Annotated in this window: 15 protein-coding genes; 3 read left to right on the top strand and 12 right to left on the bottom strand. The window is 52.4% G+C overall.

What is annotated here, in order from left to right; genetic code table 11:
- Window positions 1-112 precede the first annotated feature (112 nt).
- A complete protein-coding gene (gene treR / locus JSQ80_RS05230) occupies window positions 113-862 on the bottom strand; it encodes a trehalose operon repressor (RefSeq protein WP_206094604.1) in 750 nt (249 codons plus the stop codon).
- Between the two features lie 232 nt (window positions 863-1,094).
- Window positions 1,095-1,976, bottom strand: coding sequence for a DUF2268 domain-containing putative Zn-dependent protease (locus tag JSQ80_RS05235; RefSeq protein WP_206094605.1), 882 nt, complete (start codon window positions 1,974-1,976; stop codon window positions 1,095-1,097).
- A gap of 237 nt (window positions 1,977-2,213) precedes the next feature.
- On the opposite strand from JSQ80_RS05235, the gene JSQ80_RS05240 reads away from it, so the two are divergent.
- On the top strand, window positions 2,214-2,543 hold the full coding sequence (locus JSQ80_RS05240) for a YnfA family protein (protein WP_206094606.1): 330 nt from the start codon (window positions 2,214-2,216) through the stop codon (window positions 2,541-2,543).
- Window positions 2,544-2,745: 202 nt separating this feature from the next.
- On the opposite strand, the gene JSQ80_RS05245 is transcribed toward JSQ80_RS05240, so the two are convergent.
- The 3 genes from JSQ80_RS05245 to JSQ80_RS05255 all read right to left on the bottom strand — a co-directional run bounded on the left by JSQ80_RS05245 (window position 2,746) and on the right by JSQ80_RS05255 (window position 7,452).
- Window positions 2,746-4,200 (bottom strand): IS1182 family transposase, encoded by a 1,455-nt coding sequence (locus JSQ80_RS05245; RefSeq protein WP_272491165.1) that lies wholly within the window; start codon window positions 4,198-4,200, stop codon window positions 2,746-2,748.
- Window positions 4,201-4,489: 289 nt separating this feature from the next.
- Window positions 4,490-5,545 carry a hypothetical protein gene (locus JSQ80_RS05250; protein ID WP_206094607.1) on the bottom strand — a complete coding sequence of 352 codons (1,056 nt, stop codon included), beginning with the start codon at window positions 5,543-5,545 and terminating at the stop codon, window positions 4,490-4,492.
- A 158-nt stretch (window positions 5,546-5,703) separates the two neighbouring features.
- Window positions 5,704-7,452, bottom strand: coding sequence for a methyl-accepting chemotaxis protein (locus JSQ80_RS05255; RefSeq protein WP_206094608.1), 1,749 nt, complete (start codon window positions 7,450-7,452; stop codon window positions 5,704-5,706).
- Between the two features lie 241 nt (window positions 7,453-7,693).
- On the opposite strand from JSQ80_RS05255, the gene JSQ80_RS05260 reads away from it, so the two are divergent.
- Window positions 7,694-9,259 carry a gluzincin family metallopeptidase gene (locus JSQ80_RS05260; RefSeq protein ID WP_206094609.1) on the top strand — a complete coding sequence of 522 codons (1,566 nt, stop codon included), beginning with the start codon at window positions 7,694-7,696 and terminating at the stop codon, window positions 9,257-9,259.
- A gap of 23 nt (window positions 9,260-9,282) precedes the next feature.
- Here the strand turns inward: JSQ80_RS05260 and JSQ80_RS05265 are convergent, their stop codons facing one another.
- From JSQ80_RS05265 to JSQ80_RS05295, 7 genes are all read right to left on the bottom strand, one after another.
- Window positions 9,283-10,155, bottom strand: coding sequence for a TIM barrel protein (locus tag JSQ80_RS05265; RefSeq protein WP_206094610.1), 873 nt, complete (start codon window positions 10,153-10,155; stop codon window positions 9,283-9,285).
- Window positions 10,156-10,315: 160 nt separating this feature from the next.
- Window positions 10,316-11,383: a Gfo/Idh/MocA family protein gene (locus JSQ80_RS05270; protein WP_206094611.1), complete on the bottom strand. Its 1,068-nt coding sequence runs from the start codon at window positions 11,381-11,383 to the stop codon at window positions 10,316-10,318.
- A 35-nt stretch (window positions 11,384-11,418) separates the two neighbouring features.
- The gene (locus JSQ80_RS05275) at window positions 11,419-12,282 is read right to left on the bottom strand and encodes a TIM barrel protein (RefSeq protein WP_206094612.1); all 864 of its coding nucleotides are present in this window, start codon (window positions 12,280-12,282) and stop codon (window positions 11,419-11,421) included.
- A 322-nt stretch (window positions 12,283-12,604) separates the two neighbouring features.
- Window positions 12,605-13,846, bottom strand: coding sequence for an amidohydrolase (locus JSQ80_RS05280; protein WP_206094613.1), 1,242 nt, complete (start codon window positions 13,844-13,846; stop codon window positions 12,605-12,607).
- 21 nt (window positions 13,847-13,867) lie between these two features.
- Window positions 13,868-14,659: an ankyrin repeat domain-containing protein gene (locus JSQ80_RS05285; protein WP_206094614.1), complete on the bottom strand. Its 792-nt coding sequence runs from the start codon at window positions 14,657-14,659 to the stop codon at window positions 13,868-13,870.
- A gap of 170 nt (window positions 14,660-14,829) precedes the next feature.
- Window positions 14,830-16,863: an endonuclease MutS2 gene (locus JSQ80_RS05290; RefSeq protein ID WP_206094615.1), complete on the bottom strand. Its 2,034-nt coding sequence runs from the start codon at window positions 16,861-16,863 to the stop codon at window positions 14,830-14,832.
- Between the two features lie 465 nt (window positions 16,864-17,328).
- Window positions 17,329-18,291 carry an AraC family transcriptional regulator gene (locus JSQ80_RS05295; RefSeq protein WP_206094616.1) on the bottom strand — a complete coding sequence of 321 codons (963 nt, stop codon included), beginning with the start codon at window positions 18,289-18,291 and terminating at the stop codon, window positions 17,329-17,331.
- Window positions 18,292-18,454: 163 nt separating this feature from the next.
- On the opposite strand from JSQ80_RS05295, the gene JSQ80_RS05300 reads away from it, so the two are divergent.
- Window positions 18,455-19,135, top strand: a complete 681-nt coding sequence (locus tag JSQ80_RS05300; protein WP_206094617.1) for an MOSC domain-containing protein — start codon at window positions 18,455-18,457, stop codon at window positions 19,133-19,135.
- The last annotated feature ends 155 nt before the right edge of the window (window positions 19,136-19,290 follow it).

Here is a 19,290-nt window from a genome sequence, read left to right on the forward strand (position 1 = left end):
TTTATCCCCCTAACTGTCCTCGTCATATTGCCTCGATTCGGCCATCACGCCTTGTCCTTAGACAATCGTGTGGCAATAACTCCACTGCAAACGCGCAGCCCGTCCACTCTGCTTAACGGCGGCGCGCAAAATCGGTAAAGACGAAGCGCTCCGGATGATGGCGCGATTCCGTATACTCGAACAAGGTTCCGTCATGCAAATGGACGAAATTTTTCACGACGACGACGAAGCTGTACGATTTCATGTCCAGATGTTCGCGGTCCTTCGCTGTCGCCGGCTCCACTTGAATGATTCTTTGGGCAAAGCCTATTTTCAAGCCCAGTTCTTGCTCGATGAAATCATAGATGGAGCGCTCGGCTATCTCTTTCGTCAATCCTTCGAGCTTGTCCTGCAAAAAATAGTTGATGTCCAAAATGATGCGTTCCCCGTCCAGTTTGCGCACGCGGTGGAGGCAATATACCTGTTCGCCCACAGGCAGCCGCGTCCGTTGATGCAGCTTGTCGGTTACATTCATTTCCGCAAAATACGGCACCGTCGTGACGAACTGCTGTCCGCTGCTCTCGCTCGCTTCTTTGAAGCTGACCAACCCGCCGAACGAAAACGTAATGGCATTGTTGTCGAGCACATATACCCCTTTGCCCGGATGGCGATTCACGAGCCCTTCCTCGACGAGCAGGTCGAGCGCGTTGCGAATCGTTCCTCTGCTCGTGTCATAAATGCCGCAAAATTCATGCTCAGACGGCAGCTTCGTCCCCGGAGCGTATTGCCCGGATGCAATCTTGCCTTTGATATCTTCATATATGGCCATATACCGCTTATTCGTGTTCGTATTCATCGCAATCCCCCGATAATGCTTCCACATTCCGCTGCTTCATGTATTTCTCTTTTTTCATCATATCATGATTAGGGCGGCAGAGGAAAACAGGCGGCGTTTTCGTTCATTCGTGCAGCTCCCCTATATAATCCATGGGAATGATGCGATATTCTGTTCATGAGTGTAAAAACACGGTTCGGTTGGTAGTCCGGACAAGCATAAGGGCAGATAGCATTTATGCTGCGGCCCCGGTAACCTTTGGGTTCCGGGGCCGCTTTTATTAATGCTTATCGAAGTATCCGGATTGCTTGATGATCTCGCTGGTCGGCGTTAATGTCGCTTCCGCAGCCGTCTTGCCGGTCTTTTGCAGATAAGCCTGGACCAAGTGATATCCGACGGCATAGCCGCCGTGAGGCGGCATGCCGACCGCTTCGCCTCCGAACATCGCCATGATGTCATCGCCAAAGATATAGCTCCTTGCCTCGTTGAAGCCGCTGACATCCAGTGCTTCGCCGATTAGCTGCTTAGCCCGTTCCAGCGATTTCGCATCCACATGGCTTACCCATGGGCCGACCTTCTCCCAGCCGTACAGCGAATGCACGAATGCTTCCGCCAAGCCCTCCATCACAATATACTGCGCAACCGTAACCTTCATGCTCCAAGACTCAAAGCCCAATCGCATTTGGTGGTTGAATTCATGGGCGGCAGCAGCCGGAAGGCGCGGAAGATTGAATTCACTCGGCCACACGTTAACCATAATATAGCCCGGAATGCCCGCGAACCCGGTATATCCCTGATGAAATGCCGCCATCTCGGGATGGCGGTCCTCCAGCAAAAACAGGCCGAACTCGATGTAGGGTGTTGGCGGCTCATAACCAAGCTGGCGGAAGCATTCCAGCGACTGTTCCAGCGCTTGACGGCACATTTCCTCGGCCCCGGCTTCCGCCAGTTGAGTGAGCGCCGCTTCATACCGGTCCACAGGACCATCCGGCCGCATCAGGCCGAACTGCTCGATCGGATCATTTTGCGGCGGCACAATATAGTCTATCCTCCCCGCGAACGGCCCCAGCAGGCGCTTGCGCATCGCTTCCTCCCTTAGTTCCTGCGGCAATGCGATAATGTCGCGCTGCCTTTGCACCATATCATACACGTTGATGTTCATGGTGTGATCCCCTTTCGTATTGTTGTCACTCATGACGATACGGGATCACGTTGCGTGAGAGTCAACCTTAACTTTTTTACAGCTGCGCATGTCTTTTTTGGCGACATAAAATGTCCCCGTTCAATGTCGTATGCTCCAATTGCCATGGTCGGCGCAGAAGCAAGGACTATCTTTTCATCCGAAAGGGTTTGCGATATAGTGGGGACAACATGACTGCTATTCTAGAGGTGACATTATATGTTCATGGCTGTATTGCTCTTTGTTGTTGCCGGTCTAGCCGAGATCGGCGGCGGCTATATGGTGTGGCTGTGGCTGCGCGAAGCCCGGCCGCTATGGTATGGCATCGTTGGAAGCCTTATCTTAATCGCATATGGCGTTATCCCTACGCTGCAATCCTTTCCTTCATTCGGGCGTGTCTATGCGGCATATGGAGGGGTATTCGTCGTCCTTGCGGTTCTCTGGGGCTGGTGGGTGGATAAAAAAACACCGGACTTTTACGACTGGGTCGGCGCCGTCTTCTGTCTGGCGGGGGTAGCTATTATGCTGTGGGCGCCGCGCTCGTCCTAAGGGAGCGCCTCCTACTGCAATTCTAAGAGCACCCTTTTTGCGTCTTTCGTCACGCTGAACTGCAATCGTGCAGTACATTTTCGCATAAATACATAAATAATGGTAACCCCCTCTCTTTCAACTGCACATTTGCAGTTCAGACGCCGAAAAGGGAGTGATTTTGAAAAAACAACTGCACAAATCAGACTGTTGAAAAATCGGTTTAAGCGGCAGAATTTAGAGCTAAAGGTTTCGATAAGTTCCTTAATTTGGTTAAAAGAACAGGTGGAGTCTTTTGCTTCTGCCCACCTCCGACCTTTTGGGCCAGGTACCTGGCAATCTTTTTTACATTCTGGGCTATTGCGGTCATGAAAGCTTGTTCCTGCGTTTTAGCTCTCCCGCGGAACTTGCAGCGACGATATCCATGAAGCTCTTTTGCATCTGCAAAGCTTCGTTCTATCGTTTGAGGACGCAACTTATAGGCCGCCTCTCCGGAATGGGTCTTCCGGTACTGAGCGACCTTCTCTTTACTCTCTTCCCATATATGTCGTTCGATCTTACGTTGGTGGTTGGCCGATTTCGTACACTGATTGAGCAAGGGGCAGTTTGCACACTCCTCGGCATTTGACGTGTATTCCCGATACCCTTGTCGATTGGTAGTCGTATACATTAGCATTTTTCCTGCGGGACACAGGTAGCCATTTTCTTCTGCATGGTAGATAAACTGTTTCTTCGGAAAAATGTCAGGGGGCGTTGGAGCATTGCGTTCCGCGATAGCCGCAGCGATCTCTAGCTTTAGCGTCTGATCGCATATGTAAGGCGTCATGTACCCCGAATCCAGCGCGACGGCTTCCAGCGTCGATTGAAATGCAAAGGTTTGGATTTGTCGCTTGAGGCGTTCCACGTAGACGGCAGCATCATTAACATGGCCAGGTGTCACATGGACATCGGTGATAATGTTATATTTATGGTCGACGGTGCGATGGTCGAGATAACAGAATGCCTCCGGTTTACCGCTTCGTTTCATCAGTCCGCACTCGGGATCGGTTTGACTTACTTTACGTGGTTTTTCCTCCCCGGAAGGCTTCCGGGGAGGAAGGGGCTTTTTTCCGTGGCTCTCTCGATCCTCGTTGATGGCCTTCTCTAATTCTTTTAGATAGTCATGAGGGGTCTCTTCGAGAACCTGCATCGTGTAGCGGTTATTGTTAGCGTTGGCTCGAATATGAGTCGAATCGGTCACCAAGAGACGACCATCCACCATCTTATGGTTGATCGCCAGATGTACCATTTCATCAAAAATCTCTTGAAAGAGATTCGTATCTTTAAACCGATTATTCCGGTTCCAACTGATCGTCGAGTGATCGGGTACGCGATCGGAGAAGCGCAGGCCAAGGAACCAGCGGTAAGCAGCATTCGGAATGATTTCTTGCTCCAATTGACGTTCAGAGCGTATGCCGTACAAATATCCGATGAGCATCATTTTAAATAATACAACGGGGTCTAAGGCCGGTCGTCCTTTGGTTTCGCTATAGTAAGGCCGAACTTTCTCTCTGATAAAAGAGAAATCCACATATTTATCGATAAGGCGTAGCAGATGATCTTGAGGTACCAATAAATCCATGCAAATAAGTTCCATTTCATTATGAGCTTTGTTTTCGGACTGCTTGCTATTCAACAAGATCACCACACGCCTCTCATCAGATTAATTACTGATATTGTATCATACTAATGCGTTAATGCACCGGAAAACACGGCTTTTTTCAACAGTCTGACAAATGCAGTAGGATGCCTCTCTCCTGCCTTGTCCCAGTCGAAAAGCACAACATGTCTCATCACAATCCGAATCTATTTTTTTATCGGAACCCATTGAAGAAATCCGGCGGGTCAGTCCGTTAATCTTTCCTCATGTGTACGTGTTCAGCATGGAAAAGGATATATTACCTCCTTATCCCATTCGATACTTTTGATCACTCTCCCCTTTGATCAGCTAATAAATGCTCCAGCTCAATTTCATGATCGATTTTCAGCTCGCAACGGTTTCTCAATTCATAGTACTTTTCCAAAAGTCTGTTCCCCAGCCCGAAATGATCGATAATCAAGCCGATAATCGATTCATCCTTATCTGGATTAGGCCAACTGAATAATTCCTCATAAATCTCCCGGACGGATTCATTATTTTGACGAGCGAACCGGATTGGTTGTCTATGGTAAGTCAGTTTCAAGCTCAACATTTCATAGAGAACTTCAAGGCGATAGTCCAGTTCTGTTTTGTCGCTCATAAGCGCAGCCTCATTTTTTATATCCCGAATCAGCTCCTTGAAGGTCAATCCGACGTGCTGCATGGACACATAAGACCACACGCCGGTGCCTGTGCCCATTCCTTGCGCTTCCCAGCTCGGATTCCATAAAATATCTTTGAGCACATCCTTCTGATCGGTTCCAAACAAAGCGATGCCTAAAATAAGTCCGGCGTTGCAATCGGTTGAGGCCGCATGTTCCCCCCATCCCGCCAATCGGGGAACGATATCGGGAGCGGCGCATGTAACGCTCAGGGCCGGCAAAAATTCAGGGAACAAGCTTTGGCCCATCCATTTTTCGATTTTCGCCTTAATCAGATCCTTGTAAGGTTCGCAGGGCAGATGGAGCAGCCCTATGCAGGCGCTCTTCGATAGGCCCCAATCATCTGCTTCCATATAGGAGATAAGCTGTTCCGCGCAATCGGTGAAGCCAAGGTACCCCAATACATGCAGGATACCATCCGGAATCCCTTCTCTTAGCTCGTGATGGCAAAAACACTTGTTGTGCAGCTTTTGCGCCAGCTCTTCATCACCATGCTTCATGATGGGGTAGAACAAGCTGCCGTCAAAGTCAGCCGGACTTTCAAGAAACCATTGGGCAAGTGCGAACGCATCATCGATACTTCCGTATTTGGCGATGAGATCCGCATAAGCGGACACGATTCCCGCATCCAATCTGTTGTTTTGACGATGTGCATGTATAAGCTTTCGGGTTATTTCAATCATCGCGCTGCTCCGTATTTCATATTATTTGCAGGCTGTTCCATAGTGCATCCTCCAATTCGAAATCATGCTCTTTTCCAAATTATCATTGAATCACTATGGCCTCAGCGCAAAAGGGAATATACCCCATGTAAATGTAAGTGATTACAACAATAACCCTGCTATGATGATGCAGCCGCTGAATCACTCTCCAGCCATGCTTTCAATTCGTCCAGCTGCTGCAGCAATTGTTGCGAGCTGTCATCCAGCTGCTTGTAGCTTTCAATCGCATCTGCCAACCGTCCTTCATCAACCTGACGCGCCGCTTTGCCTGCCAAAAGATGCATTTCCCGGTGCCGATCGACCAAGGCTTGAAATTTCGGGCTTTGCAGCAGGGCAGTCGACTTCTGTTCATGCTGTGCTTGAATCCATTTGCCCAATCGGCATTGATTGTAGTTCTCCATCAACTCAGGATCGCTATCATCGTAGCCCAACAACCGATTGTAGGTCCACCATTTCCATAGCAAATGATCCGTCTTCATGATGCGAATCCACTGTGCGTCACTCATATGATTGAACCATTCCAAGGAGCTTCGTCTTAAGCCTTCGACTGATTTGCTCGTCGTATAAATATGCCCGCCGGTCTGCTGGGCCAGCGACATGACCGCTTCGGTGTTTTTGACGATGCCTGCCATGTTGTTCGTTATTTCTTGGGTGGCCGCTGCTTGCTGTTCGACGATGGACGCGATCGTATCTTCGGTTAATCCGACCTCGTTTACGGAGTACATCATTTGTTCCAATTGCTCAAACGCGCCTCTATTTTTGCCATGCTGGATGTCCATCTGATCCGACATCTGATTCGTCCGCTCTTGAACGGATGTTGCCAGCGATTGAATGTTGCCTATCACTTCATAGACATCGTGAACGGAGCGTTTCGTCTGCTCCGACAGCTTGCGGACCTCTCCGGCCACGACGGCAAAGCCGCGTCCTTCTTCGCCCGCACGGGCCGCTTCTATGGAAGCGTTCAGCGCCAGCAGATGCGTCTGATCCGCTACCGAGTCGATCAACTGCACAACGTCGGACAAGTCCTGTACAGACTGCTGCAAATGCTCGAACCGATCTCTCGTATCGCGGAACAACTCCGTCATCTCCTCAAAGCCTTGAATCGTCTGTTCGACTATCGCCTTGTTCTCTTGCAAAGCGTTAACCATCCGATCGGTCGTTGCGGCTGCATCTGTCGTCTGGGAAGAAACTTCTTCGATCGAAGAGGTCAATTGCTCTGCAGCCGATTGAATGCGCAGCGCATCTTGAATCGAGTTGTCGGCCGCTTGCAGCAGTGAATGGATGCCGTCCATCTGAATGAGCATCTCCATCGTCTGGCTGTTCGAATCCATAATCCGAAACTCATAAGCGGCCTGATACGCTTCCAGTACGATCTGAGCATCCAGCATCAGAATCCGATGCAGCGCCAGCGTCATCTGTGCCGCGTCATCCGCCCGAAAGTCTTTGACGATTAGCGGAACGAGATATTCATACACGCGCAGAAACGAAGCGAGAAACCATTCCGGCTCCAATTGAATGCGGCTGTGAACCTGCCCGATTTTCTCTCTCGCGCGCACATACTCTTCATCGAATGCGATATGGGGAATCGAACGCAAGTAGATGATAAATGTCTCTGTCAACCGTTTTCGTGTGCTGTGTTGTTCGATGAGTGATTTCATTTCGGGAAGCCGGAACAACAGTTCATAATGGCGCTCCGTGATAGCTTCGGCATACTTGTCAAAGTACGGGGCCAAGCGGCGCAAACATTCAACGTCTTGCGATGTGACTTGCAAAAATAGGAGCTTCGACTTTAATGAATCCAATGCGTCGACCGTTGTATCATGAATGGTTTGGGGTAACGTTGGTTTGCGAAGAATCACGCTGTTCATCCCTTTCTAGATTTAAAAAATATATAAGGATATGATCATATTCACATATTAATTATAGTAACATATTCCTCCTTAAGACCATTAGACCTATTTTTTCGACTTATTTCGTGACAAAACTGTAAGCCTCGCGTAAGTCAAATCGATAGGCGACCCTGCCGGCCCTCTTCTACAATAAATGTAGATGTTTAACAACCTTTAACAGGAAGCCTTATTTATCTCATCGGCGGAAGGGGGCCCCATCATGAGAAAAATACAAATAAATCCATCGCGCACTGGCGGCAAGCATGGGATAATGCTCGTCCTGCTGCTTATCCTGATAAGCTTGCTTGGCGGATGCGCGTTACATAAAAGCGAAGCCCAATCCTCGCATCCCGAGGTTTCATCCTCCCCGATTCGATATGCTATCGGAGCGACCTGGAACGAACAAACGCATACGATACGGGCATCGGCCAACGTCACTTTCCGCAATGCGCATGACAGCGCCTTGCAGGAATTGGTTTTTCATTGGTTCGCCGACAGCTACCGCAAGCCGGAGCTCCAGCCCATTCAATATAGACAGCGCAACGAACAGCTGCTGCTTGAACGACGGCATGACGCGAGTGGCGGCAACGATGTCTTCCTTGGCGGCGTGACGACGAAGGAAGTAACGACGGCAGAAGGCAAGAAGCTTGAATATACCCATGCCAACCAAGCGCTTACTGTCCAGCTTGGCAAAGCTTTGGCGCCCGGCGCAACGGCCTCGATCCGCATCGAATATGAAGTGCAAGTGCCTTATGGGGCACAACGCTTGTCCTATGCAGAGCGTTACGCTGGCGGAACGTATTGGACGCCGCAGCTTGCCGTCTATGACCCGATACGGCGCGCTTGGAACCGGGTCCCGAATTATCCTGGCTATAAAAGCGACTTCTTCTATGCAGCCGATTATGATGTCCAGCTGAATGTCCCGGCTGATTGGGCCCTGATTACGAATGGAACCCAAGTCGGGCGCACCATGGAACAGAACAGGCAAATCGTGCACGCTCAGGCCCGCGGCATCCGCCAGTTCGTCTTTTATGCCAGCCCGGACTATCAAGAAACGAAACATGCGTTAACAGGCGGCGGAACATTGTCGCTCTACACGTTCAAGCAAAGGCAGATCTCTGCGGCAGCGCAAGAAAAATGGTTCTCGATCGTCGGGGACGCCATAGCGTTTTACAGTGTCAAATTGGGAAAGCTGCCGGTAAAGCATTGGAAATTCGTCGAGGCTCCGTTTCCGGAAATGAATGAGGGATTGGACGGCGTCATCCTATTCGGCAAGCTTGGAGACGCCCGGACTGATGCGAGTGACGCTGACGCAGTCGTCACGGATGATACGCTCCGTTCCATAGCGAAGCAGTGGTTCTCGTCCTCCATCGGCAATAACGCGGCCACCGATGCATTTTTGGAAGAAGGATTATCTGAATTTGCCGTTCAATATTTTCGGCACGAAAGCCAGGGAGCGCCTTGGAAGCAAGTATCCCCGGCTGCGCTATCCGGCCAGCCGGTGACGACCTCCAGCATCCAGCTGGATGAGGGTGCGCTTGAACTGTACCGCGTCAAAGGCGCGGCGGTGATGACGGAATGGGTGCGGCAAACGGGAACGGAAGCGCTGGATGCCGTATGGCAGCAATATTTTACGCGATACGAAGGAAAAATGACCACGGTCGGCGGATATGTCAACGTAATCGGCCATGCGTTGGGACAGAAGGAGAAGGCTGCCATGCAGCGCCTGTTGTCCGGCGCGGCGAGCGATGACGCCTCAGACATGGAAGAAGGACGGCAGTCTTAGAACCGCCGTCCTTTCTATTGGTCTTATCTATAGCTTTTAATGAATTCCACCGCTTTGCGAATATCCGTTTCAGGCGTATTGCCGACCTCGCGCTCAATCGTCAAGTAGCCTTTGTACCCGATGTCTGCGAGTGCTTGGAAATACGCGTCGAAGTCAACCTTGCCTTCGCCAAGCGGAACTTCCTTGAATGGGCCGGACGTTGCCATTTCGGCAATCTTCTCATGCGTCATCGGCTCATATCCGAGCATGCCGTATACATCGCGCGGATCGACCTCGCGCAGACGAACGCCGTCTTTGACATGAGTGTGAACGATATAGTCCTTCAAGGTGTACACGCCTTGAACCGGGTCATCCCCGGTTACCATGACCATGTTGGCCGGGTCGAAGTTGACGGCTACCCCCGTGCCTGTCAATGTATCGAGGAACGACTTCAGATGAGCAGAAGGCTCTGGCCCCGTCTCAATAGCGAAGTGCGCGCCCAAGCTGTTGGCATATTGGCTTAACTCCTCGCAAGCCTGCTGCATCGTGTAAAATATCTCATTTTGTTCATGCGGAACGATCCCGATATGAGTCGTGACCACATTGGTGCCCAGATCAAGCGCGAGATCGAGAATGCGCTTCGACTTCTCCACTTTTTCCGGGTTCACCTGTTTATCTTGGAAGCCGTGGCCGCCCAAATCACCTACAAGCGCGGAAATGTGCAATCCAAGCGAATCGATATAACTGCGTAATTCCTTGCGTTCCGCTTGCGATAAATTGGCCGGGTCCATCTCGCCCTTGACGGCATAGATTTGCACGCCGTCCGCGCCGACTTCTTTCGCTTTCACCAGCGCTTCACGCACCGGGAGGCGAAAGCTGTCTGTAATGACACCGATTGGATTCGTAATTTTTGTCACGGTTACCACTCCTTAATGTAATGATGGCCTACTATGATCGCTGAGCAGAAGCAGGACCCAAGTTACGCTCCGGCAATTCATGGGCATGTTGTGTTCTAGAACGCGCGCAGCCAATCCCTCGCGCAATCCCCCTGCCATCCCTTCCCGCTCGCACCTGCTGCTAAGAGTATACGATTTCCCTTCCTTTGGCGCTGGATTCGTAAATGCCGCACAGCATCTTCATCATTTCCACTCCGTCCTCTGCCGGGCACAATGTCTCCGTGCGGCCGAGGCAGCAATCTATGAAGTGATCAACCTCATTTTGGAATCCGCGGTTGAAGTCGAAGCTCAGATGGTCAATCTGCGGGCTCATGTTCAAAATCGTATTATGCTTCTCTCCGAGAATGAGCAGCTCCGGCTCCACTTCCGCTCCGCCCTTGTCGCCGAACAGCTTGACGTTAAGCTCATCCTGCTTCAAATGCAGGGAGAAGCTGACATCGACGGCAAGAGAAGCGCCGTTCTCGAAGCGAATGAGCGCATTCGCCATATCTTCGACCGTATTCACATTGGCATCATAATCGGATGCTTTATAGAACGATAAATTTTCAATATGATTCCGATTGCCGAGCAGATTGTACGTATTGCCGCTAACCGACTTCACCTTCGGCTTGCCCATGAGGTACCAGCACAGGTCGATGACGTGCACGCCCAAATCGATCAACGGTCCGCCGCCCGAGCGCTCTTTGTCGCTGAACCATCCGCCCGGGTTGCCTAGCCGGCGCAAGCAGGAAGCTTTCGCGTAATAAATTTGGCCCAAGTCGCCATCATCGATAAATTTCTTCAACACGCGGGTGTTCGTGCCATAACGGCGCACATATCCTACCTGCAGCGTCTTGCCGCTCTTCTTCTGCGCTTCCTGTACGGCCAGCGCCTCTTCCACGGTCATGCACAACGGCTTCTCCACCAGCACATGCTTGCCCGCTTCCAGTGCGGCAATCGCAATCGGAGCATGGGAATTGTTCCATGTACAGATGCTGATTGCATCAACATTCGAATCGGCGACCAATTCCTTATAGTCCGTGTAGATAGCCGCCTCAGGCGCGCCGAATCTGACGGCCTTCTCTTTCGCGCGTTCTGCATTCAGGTCGCAGACCGCCACGATTTCGGCTTCGCCGTTCTTCTCATAACCGCCAAAATGCATTTCAGATATCGATCCGGCGCCTACTACCGCTACTTTTACTTTACTCATCACTTATCCATCCTCCCTATATATGAAACATGCAATTAAACTTCATCCCAGATGCGGCGTGCGTTGTCCATCGCAATCTTCGTGCCTGTCAGACAATCTTCCATGCCTTCAAATTCGATGCTGACATAACCGTCGAAGCCCGCAGCCTTTACCGCGCGCACAATATCGTACATCGGCAAATCCCCTTGGCCGACAATCGCGCCGCGCAAATAATTGCCATGCAGCGACTTGAACCAGCCTTGGCCCGGATTACGGTCCGCAGGGCGAATATAGAAATCCTTCAAGTGAACCATGGATGCCGCTTCAATGTTGTTGCGCACGGCGATAAGCGGGTTCTCATCCACGCAGACGAAGTTGCCCACATCCATCGTCGTGCGGAAATTGTCCCGATTGACAGCAAGCACAAGGCGTTTCACGCGCTCGCTCGCTTGTGTATAGAAGCCATGATTCTCCACGCTTGTAATGATGCCGTAGGTTGCGGCGTAATCGGCGATTTGGCGGCACGCTTCCACAAGCTGAGGAAAATCCTGTTCGAAGTATGCGGTTCCGGTCTCGCCATGGGGACGCGACGCCACGTCATGGCGCATCCGTGTCACTCCCAACCGATTCGCGACATCCACGTGCGCCTTCACGCGATCGATCTCGCGCTGCAGCGCTTCACCGTTCAGACCGGCGAAATTGGCGCCGATGCAGTAGTTGGACAGTTCCAAACCAATCTGCTCTGCCTTCTCGCGCAGCTGATCGGCGAATTCCGGACGGTTCACCATATCAAAGTCCAAATCCACGATCTCCGCATGGTCCGCACCTTGTTCTTTCAGCCATTCCATCGCTTCAAACACGCTCATCCTTTTCTGATGCAACGCGGCATGCAAGCTGTAAATACTGACTCCTAATTTCACCGTGGCTCACTCCATTTCGTTGTTGTTCAAACTTGCTGTTTTTCCGCACAAATGCAAGCGGTTACATGTATAGTGTAATCTCTCCTCTTCATTATAGGTAAGTACACCCCGCTCACATTGCACTATATTCCACAATTGTTGGACTTTCTTACACAAATGAAACAAGTCTGTCCGAAGGCAGCGCCTGAATTGGCCGGATCGCGGAGAAGACAAAGAGGTTATGACCATTCGAATAACATTCTCGGAAGGATCATAACCTCTTTACGGCACACAGATCTTATATTTCTATACCGGAAGCGCCGCACCACTAACGAATGGGCGATTAAGCGCGCGGCAGCTCTCCTGCCACGATCCGGCCCTGGAACAGAACGGCCGGACGCTTCGAGCAGCGGGCTACGGCCTCTGCCGAGCAGCTTGCTTCGACGAACACCGCATCAGCCGGAGCGCCGGACGCCGGCCACACCTGCTTGCCGGTGTCATCGAGCGGCGTTACGCCGCCCGTAATGAGGCCGAGGACGCGGGACAGCGTGAACTCATCGACGTAATGATACAGCTCCGCCGCCAGCTTCGCCTTCTGCAGCATATCCCCCGTACCGAACGGAGACCAGTGGTCGGTGATGCTGTCATTGCCCAATTCGACCCGAACCCCCTTGCCGCAGAGCATCGGTATCGGCATGTTCACTGACCCGATTGGCACGGTTGAGGCAACAGAAATACCAAGCTTCGCGAATCGCTCCGCCAATTCCGTCCCTTGCGCATTGGCCATGCCCGCGAAGCCGAACGCATGACTGACGGTTACCCTCCCCTGCCAACCGGCCTGCTCCGTCATATCGGCCAGCTTGTTCATCGTATATAGGCCCAACTGGTTGCGCTCATGGAGGTGAAGGTCGATACCCGCATCAAACTCCACTGCGATATCCATCAGCGCCCCGAGCGACTTCTCGACATTGTCATCGACGGCCGCCGGGTCGACCGCGCCTACATGAGTCGCGCCCAGACGAATCGCCTCCTTCACCCGATCGACGGAAGCGGACTTGAGAAGCCCGTGCTGCGGGAAGGCAACCGATTCCGCCGTCAACTTGCCCTTATATTCCTCCAGCACTTCCAACGTAAGTTCCATATTCTTAGTCTCGATGACCGGATCTACGTTCGTATGGGTTCGGACATGAGTCGCGCCATGATCGATAATCAGATCCAGCAGCGCGGCTGCACGCTCCTTGAGCGTAGCCAACTGCTTCGGCAGCAGCTCACGTTCCTCCGCCAGCCGATCAAAGATGCTCGCGGCCGGCTGGACGGCCTTCCAAGGCCCGCCGTAATAGGTCTTGTCAAGATGGATATGCATTTCCCGGAAGGCCGGCAGCATAAGGAGCCCCTTCGCATCGATCTGCGGAAGGCCATCCTGAGGCAAGCGGCCTGCCGGTTCGATGACAGCGATAATGCCCTCCTCGACGCGCAAATGATGAAGCGCCGTCTCTGTTCCTAAGATGCGTCCTTGTTCCTTATGGAAGCCTGTTTCCAAGTTGACATTAATCAACCAATATGTCGCACATGTCGCAGCATTCATGATGATTTTCCCCCTTGTCGGTTATCGCACTTCCTTGCCGCCGGCTTGCTCCAGCATATTGGCAATTTCCTCGAAGCCCCGGTCACATGCATGGGCCAACGCTGTCACCCCATGGCTGTCCGGAATGTTCACATCCGCTCCATTCCCGATGAGAAGCTTCACCGCCTGTTGATGCTCCTTCCCGCCGCTGCCGAGCACGATCGCTTCCATCAAGGCGGTCCAGCCAAGATTGTTCACATGGTTGACATCCACATCGGACTCCGTCAGCAAGTACTCGATAACGTCCAAATGCGCATGCTCTGCCGCCGGAATGAGCGCCGTCCCGCCGAAGCGGTTCGTCAGCTTCGTATCCGCTCCCGCCTCAATCGTCAGCTTCAGAATGTCGAACAATCCCTCAGCTCCCGCATACAAGTATGGATTGTCCTTGTTATGAGCCTGAATGTTAATATCAGCGCCTTTTTCGATCAGCGTCTTGACCGTTTCCGGGTAATTGCCGATCGTGGCCAGCAAGGCCGGGGTCCGGCCGCTGCCATCCTGCGCATTTGCGTCGGCACCGCCCGCGATATGCCGGAGCACTTCTGCCGTTTTCCCCTCCTTGGCCGCACTTAGCAAAGCATCGTTCAATGCTGGCACATCCTCTCCGCCGAGGTCCTTGTTCGGCTTGCCATCCCTGTTCTGCTCATGCTTTCGGCCGGCGTTGCGATCTTGGTCCGCATCTGCTTGAGATTGAACCCCGGATCGATTCTTGTCTGGAGCACTGGCACAGCCTGTGAACAGCAACATCGACAATGCCAGAGCCATCGCGCGCAGCATGAGGCTACTCCCCCTTCGTTATCGGGATTTTCCTTTATGCTACCACGAAAAATAGTATATGAAAAATATTTACATTATTCGTTTTTCATATGATTATAATATGGAAGCCTGCATGGATAATCTTCACCCCGGTCGGTTGGAGATTTCAACAATCAATGCTCGAACTGCATTCACTTCGGGCCCTTTGCCGTTGTTCCGGCTCCTGAATCATGCTGAAGGCTCTTTTTGTTGATTTTGATGCGCTGCTTTTCTATGAACACACCGACATTGCCCTTGGAATCCTCTTCTTCGCAGACGGTGCCCGCCCGATTCAGAGAGGAAACGTATACGCTGTCGCCGATTTCGAAACGCTTGTCGGCGGGAACGATGACAGCCGGCGGCTCCTCGGCTTGCTCCTTCGGCACGTCGGCAATGGAGGGTTGATTCGTCAAGGTTGAGGAACCAGGCTCCGCGATAGCCACTCCGTCGAGGTAGTCCGCCACTTCCGCCATCATGGGTTCCGCATATGGCCGCTCAGCAGCAGATATTGCTCCCGCGCCCATCGCGGCTTGAGACGGCTGGATTGGGCCCGCTTGCCAACTGCCGCCATCGGGCTTCGCTCCGGCCTCACCAAATGGCTGCTTCTCTTGCCCTTCGGTGAGGCCGCCTTCTGCAGGCAGTGCAGAAGCTCCAAGCTCCTTCCTGCCTGCCGTAATTTCCTCCGAGCGGGCAATGATGGCGGGAGAGATGCCCAGCTTCTGCGCGATGAGGAACGCGTAGCTGTGTCCCGCTTCTCCGATGCGCAGCTGATAAAGCGGCTGCAGCGTGGCGGCATCGAACTCCATGCGGGCGTTTTCGAATCCCGGGGCAAGCGCAGCATAATTTTTAATTTCATTGAAGTGCGTCGTAACCATGACGGTCGTCCCTCTGCGATGCAATTCTTCCAATATCGCGATTGACAGCGCGACGCCTTCCCCCGGATCGGTCCCCGATGCCATTTCGTCGATGAGTATAAGCGTTGAATCGTCCGCATAGCTCAGCATGTCGATTATATTTTTGACATGCGCGGAAAAGGTGCTGAGCGATTGCTCGATGCTCTGTCCGTCTCCGATGTCTGCCGCTACATGCTTGAACACGGCAAATGTGCTTCGCTCCTCCACGGGAACCAGCAGGCCGGATTGAACCATTAACGTGAGCAGCCCCACCGTCTTCAAGGCTACCGTCTTGCCGCCGGTATTCGGTCCGGTAATAATCAACGTCCGATACATGCGTCCAATACGGAACGAGAGCGGCACGGTATTGCGTCCGAGCAGCGGGTGCTTGCCCCCGCGAATGTCGATGACGCCTTCCGTGTTCAGCCCTACGTTGCGGCCGCCGATGGCAAGGCTGTACTTTGCTTTGGCGAACAAATAATCATACGTGCCGACCGTCTCCACATTCAATCTCAGTTCGCGGGCATACTGCTCCATGAGGCCGGACAGCTCGCTCAGCACCTTGGCCTCTTCCCTCGCTTCGTCCGCTCTCAATCCCGCCTGCTCATGCTGCAGATGCGCAATTTCGACCGGTTCCATATATACGGTCTGACCGCTCGCCGATTCGTCCAGCGTGCTGCCTTTGAATTGCTTGCGGAACTCCTTCTTAATCGGGAGCACATAACGCCCGCCTCGCATACTGACCAGGTTTTCCTGCAGCAGCGTGCGGTATCTGCTCATTAAAGCTTCGATCTTGGACTTGATGCGGCTTTCAACGGCGGCAAGCTTTTTGCGGATTTTGCTTAAATCCTTGCTTGCCTCGTCAGCGACCCGTCCATTGTGAATGCAACGTTCAATTTCGGATTTCAGCTTATCCAGATCATGCATGGCTGCCGCATACCCGCTCACCGTCGGAGCAATCTCGCTTTTGGCGATCATATACCTTCTAAGCTGGGCACAGCTGCGCAAAAACAACAGGGTATGCGTAAAGTCAGACTCGCTGAATACATATCCGGTTCCGAGCAAGGACAGTACCGGCTCGATTCCTTGCAAAGACGGCAGCGGCACGCTGGCCCCCTGCAAGAGCAGAGCGTGCGCTTCCGCCGTTTCGTCGAGCGCCTTTCGTATTTCGTTCAAATCCGTCATCGGCTCCATCTTCTCGACGTGCTGTCTGCCCAAATAGGAGAGGGCGTTTTCCATAACGCGCTCTTTGATTCTTTCGTACTCCAAACGCTGCAGCATTGTGTTATTCATTGTTTTAGCTCCTTTTAAAGTTTAGTGAAAAATAAAAAAAGGCAGAAGAAATGCGTAGATCGCATTCTCTGCCTGTCGTAATACTTGCCTTTGACATACGTGCCGACATGCTGGAACGATACATCTGACCTTCTCGGGAAGGGCATGCCGTACCGTTGCAAGCTTGGGTAAACAAAAAAACGTGCTGAAAAACAGCACGGAGTCGGCTCGTATGGAGGCGAGATCTCGGGCGTTGGATGATATCCGCTGTTCTTAACTAAATCCAGAGGCTCATTAACGGCGTAGAAAAATAAACGTCAGCTATGACGCTTCATTGCAATCGTCAACTTAACCTCGATATGGAATTGATTAGTTAAGAACGCTAACCAACATCAAGTTCTCCCCTTATTGCATAATATCCCAATCATACTAAATGAAGAGATGCGGCGTCAAGCGCTGCCTCCCCATGTATGGCAAATGCGCTTCCTACGGCTGGCCCAGTCCGTTAATCGGCGGCGCCTTCTTCTTGTATTGCGAAGGGGATACGCCTGCATGCCGCTTGAACATGCGCGAAAAATAAGCCAAATCATTGAAGCCCGCGCCGAAGCAAATATCCGTCACGGACATGTCAGTTTCCACAAGCCATTCCGCTGCCTTGCGCACGCGCAAATCAATCAAATAATCGTTGAAGGTCTTGCCTGTGAACCGTTTGAACAAGTAGCAAAAATACGTCTTCGACAAACTAAACTGCCGGCACAGACGCTCAAGCCGCAGCTCTTCCGCAAAATGCGCATGAATGTACTCCGTCACCGAGGTCATCAAATCGCGGTATTTCTCCACGCGGTCGTCTTCCTCATTAGGCCTATCGGCCAATTTCGTATATTCGCGAATAATGACGGACAGCAGCTTCAGCAGGTTGGCTTTAAGGACAAGCTCAAAATAACGCCTCGATTGGCGGTACTCCTCCAGCATTTCCTCAAGCAGACGGCTGACCTCCATATCCGCCTCGCCCGTGAGCGCCACCTTCGGCGTAACCTCTTTCTCGTCGGTAAGAAACTGCTCCAAATAAGAGAAATCGAAGCAGTCCTTGCTCCAATCCGCTCTCTCGAAACGCTCGTTAATAAAATGAGGCAGAAACTCGCAGCCGATTACTTCCATATCCTGACCCGTGATCATTTCGACGCGGTGCACGGCAAACGGCGGTATGACAAACAGATTGCCCTTAACCATATTGTACGTCCGGCGATTAATCGTGTGTTTGAATTCGCCTTTCAGCACATACCATATTTGTATGTAATCATGCGTATGATCCCAGATGCTTCCGCCCGATTGATCCACTTTGTACATTTTACAAGGCAGGTGAGCCTCCAGCTCTTGTTCCGAATGAAATACGATGACGTCGTTCATCGTGCGAGAGGGGCCTTGGTCGCGCCTCGCATCATGTGACATGTTCATCACCCTGTCAGTCTATTAAGATTGGTCTAAATGCACTATACTGCTAATAGCCCCTGTTGCATGAACGCTGCGGGCATGTACTTCTATTGTATTCTTCACGCAGGAAATAAAATCCTCTAAGCGCGATCTAAAAGGAAACATTTTGGAGGTAGATACCTTGAACATCAAGATCAAGTCATTGAACGTCGCTCTGCCGCACCATTGCCTGGAACATAACGGGAAGCCGGTCCTTTCGGGCATGGTGAAGCTCCCGGTCGCCGTGCCGACATACCTTCACCCGCTCGGGTTCGACGGCGATGGACAGGCCGACACGAAGCATCACGGCGGACCCGATAAAGCGGTCTGCGTCTATGCGCAAGAGCACTATGCCTACCGGGAGGCAAGATGGCAGCGCGAACTTCCGGCGGCGGCATTCGGCGAGAATCTCACGACGGAAGGCCTGATTGAAGAGGACGTCCACATCGGCGACATCTTTCAAGCCGGCGGAGCGGTCGTGCAGGTGACGCAGCCGCGCCAGCCTTGCTTCAAGCTGGCCGCCCGCTACAAGATGCCGGAAGTACCCGTATGGATGCAGGACACGGGTTACACTGGGCTGTATTTCCGCGTGCTTGAGCCTGGCCTCGTTCAGCCTGACGGAATGCTGGTCCGGCTGACACAGGACCCTGCCGCTGTATCGATTCAATACGCGAACGAGGTCATGCACCACCGCCGTGACGGCGAGGAGGGTCTTCGACTCCTCCTGGACGTCGAAGCGCTGTCCGCCAGCTGGCGCGCCACCTTCACGAAGCGGCTGGCCGGCTCCACGACTGACACGAATGAGCGCCTGTTTGGGAAATAGCGCAGGCGTCGCGCAGCCGCATCGATCCATCAGACGCGCTCCGGCTGATGGATTGATGCGGCTGCTCCATAATGGCCCTCCGCTCTCTAGGCGAATCTCACGAGTCGAAGCGGCGCTCTCCAGCATAGAGGCGCACGATGCGCGCGCCGGGCTCG

It is taken from the genome of Paenibacillus apiarius (assembly GCF_017052585.1).
GTDB classification, from domain to species: Bacteria; Bacillota; Bacilli; order Paenibacillales; family Paenibacillaceae; genus Paenibacillus_B; species Paenibacillus_B apiarius.

Excerpts from the sequence above, each read along its gene's own strand:
- JSQ80_RS05240 (WP_206094606.1), top strand. The coding sequence starts at position 2,214 with ATGTTCATGGCTGTATTGCTCTTTGTTGTTGCCGGTCTAGCCGAGATC.
- JSQ80_RS05255 (WP_206094608.1), bottom strand. The coding sequence starts at position 7,452 with ATGAACAGCGTGATTCTTCGCAAACCAACGTTACCCCAAACCATTCAT.
- JSQ80_RS05235 (WP_206094605.1), bottom strand. The coding sequence starts at position 1,976 with ATGAACATCAACGTGTATGATATGGTGCAAAGGCAGCGCGACATTATC.
- JSQ80_RS05260 (WP_206094609.1), top strand. The coding sequence starts at position 7,694 with ATGAGAAAAATACAAATAAATCCATCGCGCACTGGCGGCAAGCATGGG.
- JSQ80_RS05250 (WP_206094607.1), bottom strand. The coding sequence starts at position 5,545 with ATGATTGAAATAACCCGAAAGCTTATACATGCACATCGTCAAAACAAC.
- JSQ80_RS05280 (WP_206094613.1), bottom strand. The coding sequence starts at position 13,846 with ATGAATGCTGCGACATGTGCGACATATTGGTTGATTAATGTCAACTTG.
- JSQ80_RS05285 (WP_206094614.1), bottom strand. The coding sequence starts at position 14,659 with ATGCTGCGCGCGATGGCTCTGGCATTGTCGATGTTGCTGTTCACAGGC.
- JSQ80_RS05290 (WP_206094615.1), bottom strand. The coding sequence starts at position 16,863 with ATGAATAACACAATGCTGCAGCGTTTGGAGTACGAAAGAATCAAAGAG.
- JSQ80_RS05295 (WP_206094616.1), bottom strand. The coding sequence starts at position 18,291 with ATGTCACATGATGCGAGGCGCGACCAAGGCCCCTCTCGCACGATGAAC.
- JSQ80_RS05270 (WP_206094611.1), bottom strand. The coding sequence starts at position 11,383 with ATGAGTAAAGTAAAAGTAGCGGTAGTAGGCGCCGGATCGATATCTGAA.
- treR (WP_206094604.1), bottom strand. The coding sequence starts at position 862 with ATGTGGAAGCATTATCGGGGGATTGCGATGAATACGAACACGAATAAG.